Raw genomic sequence first — 1,510 nt, 5'->3', positions numbered from 1 at the left:
AATCTCCCCCGGCCCCTGCTCCCGCCGCAGCTGGTCCCTCAACATCAAGTCCTGTAGCGACTCCGGCGTGCCCGCGAGCATCCGCAGCTGCCCGTCCGCCGTCTCCAGCTCCACCACCTGCTTCTTCACCCCGTGCGCCTTGTCCAGGAACGCCCGGTCCACGCCGTGCCCCTGCTTGTAGCCCGCCGCCTCGAACTCCAGGTTGTTGAGCACCAGCCCCGCAAGCCATGGCCTCAACCGCTCCAGCCCCTTCACCTCCACCCCCAGCCGCGTCGCCGCTCTCCCCAACAAATCCCGCGTCGCCGGATCCAACCGCTGCGTCAGGCGCTGCCCCTCCGGCAACATCCCCAGCTCACGCACCAGCTTCCCCATCGCGGCCGCGTCCGTCCTCGTCGTGTCCACCTCCACCGCGAGCACCTCCGCCTTGCCGAACGCCGCGTCCATCGACGCCGGCAACGCGAGCGCCCCCGGCTTCCCCATGTGGATGGACCCCACCAGGTACGCCGTGCCTCCTGCCGCCCCCTTCACCTCCCAGAGGAACGCCTTCCCCGTGTCCACCGGGGTGTACTTCCGCGCGGCCGGTGTGGACGCGCAGCCCGCGCCGAGCAGCACGACCAACAGCAAGGACAACGACAGGGACGACGCGCGCTTCATGGTGTGGGCTTCCCCCAGATGGTCCACCCATCGAACCACCCGGGCACGCACTGCGTCGAGGAACAACGTCCCCGGGGCCTGGCACGCCCGCGCTGCCTCGGACGGCTTCCGGAGTACGCTTCCTCACAGAAGACACGAGGTCTTCCGGTGACGCCCTGCGTCGCCCACAGTCCATGACGCGCGGAGCCATTCTCCGCGCTTTGACAACCCCATTGAGCGGGTGCTACCGCTAGGTGAAACATGAATCGGCCTTCAACTTCTCCAGACCGCTCCGGACCCGTGACACCGCGAGGTCAGCGGACGCGTGCGAAGCTGCTGAAGGCCGCCGAGTCGGTCTTCGGGGAGAAGGGCTACGAGCGCGCCTCCATCGCGGACATCACGCGCAAGGGCGGCGTGGCGCTCGGCACATTCTACGTCTACTTCCCGGACAAGCAGTCCATCTTCGTCGAGGTGGTGGACGACCTGGGCACGCGCCTGCGCCGGCTCATCGCGGACTCCACCTCCCAGTGCGACAACCGCATCGACGTGGAGCGCGAGGGCCTGCGCACCTTCTTCCAGTTCGTGCGCCAGCACCCCAACCTCTACCGCGTGGTGCGCCAGGCCGAGTTCGTCGACGCCGACTGCTACCGCCGCTACTACGACCGCTTCGCCAAGGGCTACGTCACCGGCCTGTCGCGCGCCATGGAGGAGGGCGAGGTGCGCCGCATGGACCCGGAGGCGCTCGCCTACTGCCTGATGGGCATCGGTGACTTCCTGGGCATGCGCTGGGTGCTGTGGGAGGAGGACCCGGGCCTGGAGCGCGTGCTCGACACCGCCATGGGCCTCATCCGCCACGGCCTGGACACCCGCCCCGCGC

The 1,510-nt window shown here is 69.1% G+C and carries 2 protein-coding genes; one reads left to right on the top strand and one right to left on the bottom strand.

Going from position 1 to position 1,510, the window contains the following annotated elements; translation table 11 throughout:
* On the bottom strand, positions 1-654 hold a 654-nt coding region (locus tag FL311_RS43080), incomplete at its 3' end, for a TraB/GumN family protein (protein WP_141333463.1).
* Positions 655-894: 240 nt separating this feature from the next.
* Here FL311_RS43080 and FL311_RS43075 point away from each other — a divergent pair.
* On the top strand, positions 895-1,510 hold a 616-nt coding region (locus FL311_RS43075; RefSeq protein WP_141333461.1), incomplete at its 3' end, for a TetR/AcrR family transcriptional regulator.

Origin of the sequence: Myxococcus sp. AB025B, assembly GCF_006518215.1 — a bacterium.
Classification (GTDB): domain Bacteria; phylum Myxococcota; class Myxococcia; order Myxococcales; family Myxococcaceae; genus Myxococcus; species Myxococcus fulvus.
The sequence above is the reverse complement of the archived record's forward strand: the minus strand, read 5'-3'. Positions and strand labels throughout refer to the sequence as shown.